This window comes from Mucilaginibacter sp. (genome assembly GCF_036383575.1).
Lineage (GTDB): Bacteria > Bacteroidota > Bacteroidia > Sphingobacteriales > Sphingobacteriaceae > Mucilaginibacter.
Window position 1 is genome coordinate 1 of the sequence record NZ_DASVOB010000445.1, and the last position, 8241, is coordinate 8241.

The 8241-nt window shown below is 44.8% G+C and carries 6 protein-coding genes; all 6 read left to right on the plus strand.

Annotated elements, in window-relative coordinates:
- Positions 1 to 532 (plus strand): RagB/SusD family nutrient uptake outer membrane protein (locus VF500_RS15740; RefSeq protein WP_330860581.1); only part of this gene is annotated, 532 nt, incomplete at its 5' end.
- Positions 533 to 603: 71 nt separating this feature from the next.
- Complete coding sequence (locus VF500_RS15745) at positions 604 to 2325, plus strand: alginate lyase family protein (RefSeq protein WP_330860582.1); 1722 nt, start codon at positions 604 to 606, stop codon at positions 2323 to 2325.
- A 240-nt stretch (positions 2326 to 2565) separates the two neighbouring features.
- Positions 2566 to 4470: a glycoside hydrolase family 97 protein gene (locus VF500_RS15750; RefSeq protein ID WP_330860583.1), complete on the plus strand. Its 1905-nt coding sequence runs from the start codon at positions 2566 to 2568 to the stop codon at positions 4468 to 4470.
- A 36-nt stretch (positions 4471 to 4506) separates the two neighbouring features.
- A complete protein-coding gene (locus VF500_RS15755; RefSeq protein WP_330860584.1) occupies positions 4507 to 5439 on the plus strand; it encodes an ROK family protein in 933 nt (310 codons plus the stop codon).
- Positions 5440 to 5444: 5 nt separating this feature from the next.
- The gene (gene fucP, locus VF500_RS15760; protein WP_330860585.1) at positions 5445 to 6677 is read left to right on the plus strand and encodes an L-fucose:H+ symporter permease; all 1233 of its coding nucleotides are present in this window, start codon (positions 5445 to 5447) and stop codon (positions 6675 to 6677) included.
- The coding region (locus VF500_RS15765) for an alpha/beta fold hydrolase (protein ID WP_330860586.1) at positions 6677 to 8241 on the plus strand (1565 nt) is incomplete at its 3' end. The genes fucP and VF500_RS15765, both read left to right, overlap by 1 nt.

An 8241-nucleotide genomic window follows, 5' to 3' on the forward strand; every position in this document is an offset into this window, starting at 1 on the left:
CCAAAACCAGAAATGGGCATCAGAAAGAAAAGTGGCCGATACCTACGAGTCATATGATTACCCTGTGATAAGGTATGCCGAGGTATTGCTGAACTACGCTGAAGCTACTTACGAGCGTAACGGAAATATCTCGGATGCCGATTTAAATATTTCGTTAAACCAGGTAAGGCACCGTGTAAACAGCGCGATGCCATTGCTTACCAATGATTTTGTAACCGCCAATGGTTTAAATATGCAAACGGAGATCAGGAGGGAGCGAACCATCGAATTGTATAACGAAGGTTTCCGGATAGATGACCTTAAACGTTGGAAAACCGCTGAAACGGAAATGCCGATGCCAGTGCAGGGCATTAAATGGGGCGGTACCGAATTCGCCACCATCTGGCCTGGTGCAAGTACCATATCCCAGGATGCAAATGGCATTTTGATTATCGATAACGCCAGGACCTGGCAGGATAAAAACTACCTGTTACCACTTCCTCAGGACCAGATCAAGTTAAATAATAAGCTTACTCAAAATCCGGGTTGGTAATTATTCCCAGATAGGTAATTATTAACTCAATCAGATCAGCCGATCTATAAAATATTAAAAAAGACCAAATTATGAAACCTACTTTATGGTTAATGGCGTTGTGTGCCATATTGGTAACAATGTCTTGCAAAAAATCACCTTCGTTGCATGGTGTAGAACAAAACAGTAAGGGCGTAGCAAACCCGGCCGGAGCTGTGACATTCAAACATCCGGGAATGCTGCTCACAGCATCGTCGTTAGATTATATCAAAACGCAGATCGCCTCATCTTCCGAGCCCTGGAACACTACTTTTATTGCCCTCAAAGCCTCAACATGGGCTTCTTTGAATTATCAAATGCAAGGGCCAACTACACTCATTACCCGTGATCCTACAATTATTGCCCGTGATGGTATGAATTACAAGTCGATTATTGAAAATGACTCTTACGCTATCTTTTCTCAGGCCCTGATGTGGAAACTTACCGGCAACAACGCTTATGCGGATAATGCGGTGAAAATGCTTAATGCATGGTCCACTACATTGAAGAGCATTACCAGTACCGGGCCGGATGTTTATCTATGTGCAAGTTTCAATGGTTTCATCATGGCTAATGGCGCCGAACTGGTACGTGATTATTCGGGATGGCAAGCCGCAGACCTGCAAAGATGTAAAGATATGTTCCGGAACATCTGGTACCCTGTAATCAAGGGTATCGAAATTCCGGGTGGGGCCAACGGAACCTGGGACAGTGCCAATGCTAAGGCGATAATGGCCTTTGGTATATTTCTGGACGACCAGTCTATGTTTGACGCTGCTTACAATTATTTCTATCACGGAAGCGGGGATGGTACAATTGAGCATTATTTTCTGCCGAGCGGGCAAAACCAGGAATCCGGCAGGACACAGAGCTATAGTCAGTTAGGGCTTTGTAATTTTGAAGAACTATGCGAAATGGGTTATAACCAGGGCAAACCGGATATGTGGGTAGCTAAGGATACCGTTATTATGAAAGCTTTTGAATATAACGCCAAATATAACCTGGGCCAGGATGTACCTTACAATACAGCTTTCCCCGATGTATATGGAAAATGGGTATACCCGGCCATATCTACTGATAGCAGGGGGAGTTACCGCCCTATATTTTATATGGCCTATAATCAATTTCATAACCGTCTTGGTGCAGCTATGCCAAATACCCAGCGCGTGCTGGAGCAGTATACTGCCATTGAAAAACAAACTATCGGCACAGTTACTGACGGTACCGGCTGGGGCAGCTTATTGTTTTATCACCCATCAGCAGGCGGTTTAACACCGGTAGGGGTTGGCGCGTTAAGATGGGAGTTTGATGCGCTGGAAGGATGGGGTGGGGTACCCTGGGCCGAAAATTCAAAGGTTGCCGTAGCTAATGGCCAGTTAGAAGTGTCTGCTTCTATCGGTACTTATGTTCGTGCATGGCAGGGCTCTGCCTTGTTAGATCCTGTAACCTATCCTTATCTTGCCGTTAAGGTTACCCAGATCCCCAAACTTAAAAAGAGCACCGACGATTGGGCTATCCAGGCCTATTGGAGCACAAGCGGTACAAACCATGACTACAGATATGTTAGCAAAACAGATATGACGCTTTTGGGTACGCAGGTGTATGTTATTAAATGGGCACCAAAATCAGGCTTTTATGATGGCTTCCCAACCTTCCCTGCAACTTCAACAACCGGCGGGCTTTACCTTGATTTTGGTGATTGCGCAAGCGGCGAAAAAGCTAAGGTCGACTGGGTACGTTCGTATAAAAACTTGACGGACATTCCGACTAATTAAGCTAAAGGTCTTTCAGTAACAATAAAAATGAATCTGAAGCCGGTTTCCGGCCGGCTTTAGATTTATTAATGCTCATATAAAGGACTGATCTGTAGTTCTCTTTGTAATTATTACTGCTAATTGCTTTTGATATGATTATAAAACGTGAAATTATTTGTCCTATACCTGTTAAACCGTTTTAGTAAAAAAAATCATAGATGAAAAACGGGGCAAAAACTCAAGGGGATAATACTATCTGACATGAAAAAAAATGCAAAAATAATAATGATCTGCTTGTTGCTAATCTGCTGTATCAGTATGGTTCGGGGACAGGGTTTAAAAGATGCTACCCTTAGTCTTCAGTCGCCGGATAAAAATATAACATTCAAGTTTAGTCAAAAGGCTGATGCAGGGAAGCGTGCAATGTACTATAGTGTAGATTATAAAGGCAAACCGGTAATCCTTGAGTCAGTACTTGATCTCCAATTGGATAATGACCTTTCAGAAAAAGCAATGGCGCTTAAGGTCGATCAGCATAAAAATTGGTGCGAAAATCTGTTGATCACCGGAGTTGATTCCTCCCGGTATGATACCACATGGATGCCTGTTACCGGAGAACGGGCTGTTATCAGGGATCATTATAACGCAATGAACATTACGCTGGTAAAAGATGATAACCCCATTTATGTAATGCAGGTACAGGTAAGGGTGTACAACGAGGGGGTAGCGTTTAGGTATTATTTTCCTGAAAATCCTAAAGGCACTTACTATAATATTACTGCCGAAAACACTGAGTTTAGCCTTCCTGAAGGCACTCAAACCTGGTTTGCTAACTGGGCACAAGCGCCATATTATAAATTGCCCCTGAAAAATTGGCCCGGCGAAAGCGAACGGCCACTAACAGTTGAACTGCCTAACGGCCTGTTTGCAGCACTTGGAGAAGCACAGTTGATTGACTATGCCCGCACCAAATTTAAGCTGAGCGCCGATAAATCGTCCACCATAGTAACTTCAATGTTTGGCGGGGCGCAGCTGATCTCACCGGTAGGCACCCCATGGCGGGCAATCATGGTAGCTGAAAAGCCGGGTGATTTGATCGAGCATAACTATATGATGCTTAATCTTAACGAGCCGTCGAGAATAGCTAATACCGATTGGATAAAACCCGGCAAGATCATGCGGGTAATGGCACAGACAACAGCCGACGCTAAAACAAATATAGATTTCGCAGTAAAGCATAATCTGCAATACATCCTGTTTGATTGGAAATGGTACGGGCCGGCGTTTAGCTTCAGCTCGGATGCCACCAAAGTTGCCATACCTGATTTTGACCTGCCTGGGATAATTAAATATGGAAATGATAAAGGTGTGGGCGTTTGGCTATATGTTAATCAGCAAGGCTTGTACGCGCAAAGCGACAGCTTGTTTGCCATTTACTATAAATGGGGAGTTAAAGGCGTAAAGTTCGGCTTTGTACAACAGGGTTCACATCGTTGGACAACCTGGGTGGAAAAGGCAATTCAGCAGGCCGCAGATGCCCGCATCATGGTAAATATTCATGACGACTGGCGCCCAACGGGCGAGCAGCGTACCTGGCCAAACCTGATGTCGGCCGAAGGGGTTCGTGGTAACGAGGAAATGCCTGATGCCACGCACAACACCGTATTGCCTTTTACCCGGTACATTGCCGGGGCGGCCGATTATACCATTTGTTATTTTGATAAGCGTATTAAAACCACCCACGCCCATCAATTGGCATTAGCGGCTATTTATTACAGTCCGCTGCAAACGCTGTATTGGTATGATAAGCCTTCGGCAGAGCACAATGAGCCCGAATTGGAATTTTGGGACAAGATCCCAACCACCTGGGACGAAACAAAAGTAGTACAGGGAACTCCGGGGCAATACATCACCACAGCCCGCAGAAGCGGAAAAGACTGGTTTGTGGGTACCATAACCAACAATGATGCACGTGAAGTTAAGCTTGATCTGAGTTTTTTAGAACCCAGTAAAAAATATAAAGCGACAATTTACAGCGATGACCCGTCGGTGAATACGGCTACCCATGTTAAGGTGAGCAGTAAAACTGTAAGTAATGAAACAGTATTAAAACTTGTGTTGCTGCCATCGGGCGGGCAGGCAATTTACCTTACCCCGGAAAGATAATTAATAAACTGCTTACCATAGTCTATCTATATACTCATGAATAAAACGGATAAAAATAATTTTGTGATCAGTGCAGACATCGGCGGTACGCATATTACAGCTGCTGTCATTGACCTGGAAAACAAGATGATCATTGAAGGTACCCGTACCCGGGTAAACGTAAATTCTCAGGGAACGGCAACTGAAATACTTAAAAGCTGGTCGGCGGCATTGACACAAGCTTATGAAAAATTCGGCTCTCCGGTTCAGCAGGTTGCCCTGGCAATGCCGGGTCCGTTTGATTATGAAAAGGGGATCTCATTGATCAAAGACCTGCATAAATATGAGGCCATTTATGGTTTAAATATTAAGTTATACCTGTCGGAGGTGCTTAGGATTGATGCCGCGGATATTCTTTTCCGTAACGATGCCGAGGCATTTTTACAAGGTGAAATTGTGGCAGGTGCAGGTACAGGGTACCAGAAAGCACTTGGGATCACACTGGGTACCGGGTTTGGATCTGCCCTGAGTTTTGATGGTATAGCGAAGGATTTGAACTTAGGGAGTGAACTTTATAAGGATAGCATAGCCGATGATTATTTCTCTACCAGATGGTTCTTAAGGCGATACCGTGAAATAACAGGCCTTTCTGCTACGGGTGTGAGCGGGTTAACGTTAACATCCAAACACAGCGCTGTAGTGCGGGGCATATTTGATGAGTTTACGGTTAGTCTATCATTCTTCCTTAAGGATATAGTCCTGGCCGAAAAACCTGATGTAGTAGTTATTGGCGGAAATATTGCAAAGGCATCCGGCCTGTTCCTGAACGGGCTCAGCAACCAGTTAACAGCGGGGGCTGAAAGTTTAAAAATAAAATTGGCTTTGTTAGGAGAAGATGCGGCCCTGATGGGTGCCGCGGCAGGTTTCGAAAGCAGATCTGAACTGAATATTTTACTTAACGCCAATCAACCGGATAATCAATTTCAATAAACTATATGACCAATAAACCAGCTTTTACCGAGAAAAGATTTATCGTAACCTTCGTATTTGTTACTTCGCTGTTCCTGATGTGGGGCTTGCTGCATTCTATGAGCGATGTGCTGAATAAGCATTTTCAAAACGTGCTCAACCTATCCATATTCCAATCCGGCCTGATACAATTTTCAGTTTTTGGCGCTTATTTTATTATGAGTATCCCGGCAGGTTTGTTCATGAAAAAATACGGCTACAAGTCTGGTGTGATATTAGGTTTACTTTTATTTGCCGGAGGTTTATTTTTATTTGTGCCGGCAGCCAACGCCGCCTCCTTCGCCTTTTTCAGGATAGCACTTTTTATCGTAGGCTGTGGCATGGCAACACTCGAAACGGTGGCACATCCGTTTGCCGCAGCGCTTGGCGACCAGCGTAAAAGCGACCTGCGGTTAAACTTTGCGCAAACGTTTAATGCAGTGGGTACCATCATTGGGCCTACCATTGGCGGCTTTTTCCTGTTGAGCGGAGACACTGTGAAATCAACAGATCTTACCTCGGTTAAAACTTTATATGTAGCCATTGGCATTGTAGTGATATTGATAGCTGTTGTATTTGCGTTTTTGAAGATACCGGCTTTAACAGACCCTCATGCAACCACTGTAGCTGATGATCCGGAAGCCATTAATGTAGATGTAGCCCCTTCAAAAAAGCTATTCCAGCATAGTCACTTTGTATGGGCTTGTGTTGCTCAATTCTTTAATGTAGCTGCACAAGCAGGTACCTGGGCTTATTTTATAAATTATGGCGCAAGTGTAATGCATTTCAGTGATGAAAAAGCCGCTTATTTTATGAGTTTATTTATGGGTATGATGTTGCTTGGCCGTATTGTAGGCACCTCACTCATGACCGTTATTGCCCCCAATAAATTGCTGGCCGTATTTGCCTGCGGCAGTATTTTAATGTGCCTGGTAGTTGCGCAAAGTTTAGGCTGGACATCATACATCGCTTTGCTGATGATCAATTTCTTCTTTAGCATTATGTTCCCTACTATCTTTAGTTTGGGGATCAAAAACCTGGGTAACCATACACAGCAGGCTTCCTCTTTTATAGCGATGGGTGTAGTAGGCGGGGCGGTATTCCCAATGGTTATGGGACAGATAGCCAATCATAGTGTAGCGCATGCTTATTACCTGCCTGTTATCTGTTACGCGGTGATCTTTTTATTCGGTGCCAAATTTTATAAAGTTAAGCACTAATGAAAAGCGTCCTGGTAATCATATCAACCTTTATACTGGCAACTGTAGCCGGGATTACAGCTGCGCAGATACCTGCAAAAAAAACTGTTGTGTATGATTTTTCTTACCTGGACAGGAAGATCGGCGGCTGGGTTGACAGCGGTTACTACAAAGGAGCATCTGTACTTATTGTTAAGGATGATGAGGTTATTCACCAAGAATATTTTGGAAACTATACCCCTGAAACAGTAGCCTATATAGCATCGGCAGGCAAATGGCTTGCTGCTGCTACTATAGCTGCCGTAGTTGACGATGGCAAATTATCATGGGACGATCAGGTAAAAAAGTGGCTGCCTGAATTTAAAGATCAAAAAGGAGAGGCCACTTTAAGGCAACTGTTTTCGCATACTGCCGGTTATCCTGATTATCAGCCGGAAGGCACCCACCCCGATAACTATCAAACGCTGAAAGAGTCGGTAGCTCACATCGTCGATTTGCCCGCTGATACTGCTCCCGGTACTAAATTTAAATACGGCGGTCTTGCAATGCAGGTAGCCGGTCGTATGGCTGAATTGGCTACGGGTAAAGACTGGGAATCGATCTTCCAGGAAAAGATAGCCAACCCCTTAGGCATGCAATTAACTCATTTTACGCCCGTAAGTAATGTTGGTGGTCAAAACCCTATGTTGGGTGGCGGAGCGAGATCGTCACTGGAAGACTATGCTCGTTTCCTGAACATGATCATCCATAACGGGGTATATAAGGGCAAACGCATCCTGTCGGCAAAAGCCATACAAGAGATGCAGGCCGACCAGGTTGGAAATGCTAAAATGACCGATCCTTACGTTGAAAACACCCGGGCCAGTGAACGAAAGGATGTTTACGGTCTTGGCGAATGGCGTGAAGAGGTTGATGCCAAAGGTAACGCCACACTGATCAGCAGCCCGAGCTGGGCCGGGGCCTATCCCTGGGTCGATAAAAAGCATAACGTTTACGGCTTCCTGCTTGCCCGTGTAGCCGAAATGAAAAACGGTTTCAATTCGTTTTTGGGTAGCCCGGTACTGCCGGTGTTGGTAAGGGATGTGCTTGCCCAGGCGAGCATGAGCAATATAAAACACGGTTATATCGCAACACATGATGGTGCTAAACTCTATTATGAAGAAACAGGAAAAGGCGAGCCCCTTATCCTGATCCACGGCCATTCATTTGACCGTACGGAATGGGACCCGCAGTTTTTTTTGCTGGCTAAAAAATACAGGGTGATCCGTTATGATCTGAGGGGATACGGCTGGTCATCGATGCCTTCTGAAAATCAGAAAGCCCTGCATGCCGATGATTTGAAAGCTTTAATGGATCAACTGCATATAGCAAAAGCGCATATTGTAGGGCTATCGTTAGGTGGATTTATAGTTACAGACTTTTTGGCGCTATATCCTGGTCGTTTACTTTCGGCAACGGCAACCAGCGGCGATTTTTTTGACGTGCCCGGTCCCGGTCAGCCATGGACTGCCGAAGAGGCCGAAACTCAATATAAAAAGATCAAAGTATGGCAGGCAAAAGGCATCCAGGCCAATAAACAGGAATG